Source organism: Halomonas sp. ND22Bw, assembly GCF_003011945.1.
GTDB classification, from domain to species: domain Bacteria; phylum Pseudomonadota; class Gammaproteobacteria; order Pseudomonadales; family Halomonadaceae; genus Halomonas; species Halomonas halophila.
The window spans coordinates 1-236 of sequence record NZ_PXWD01001786.1 but is presented as its reverse complement, the minus strand read 5'-3'; the positions used below and the strand labels follow the sequence as shown (position 1 = coordinate 236).

The following is a 236-nucleotide window of genomic DNA, read 5'->3' as shown; positions in this document are numbered from 1 at the left end:
GTCGAGGTCGGCTACTCCGATCGCCACCTTGAGGCCGCCTTCCCCGAGGTTCCCTTTGTGTGGCTGGATTTCGAGCGCTGCGGCCAGGGCGTGTTCGCCCTCACCGCCGCGGAACTCGACGGCCATGCGGCGTCCTTCAGCTGAGCAGTCAAGAGGCACGCCCATGTCCGGCAATTCCTTCGGCAAGTTGTTCACCGTCTCCACCTTCGGCGAGAGCCACGGCCCGGCGCTCGGCG

At 66.9% G+C, this 236-nt stretch carries 1 pseudogene; it reads left to right on the top strand.

Features of this window, described 5'->3' with window-relative positions:
• A pseudogene (locus tag CVH10_RS27415) lies at window positions 1-144 on the top strand (50S ribosomal protein L3 N(5)-glutamine methyltransferase); the annotation flags it as partial.
• Between the last annotated feature and the right edge of the window lie 92 nt (window positions 145-236).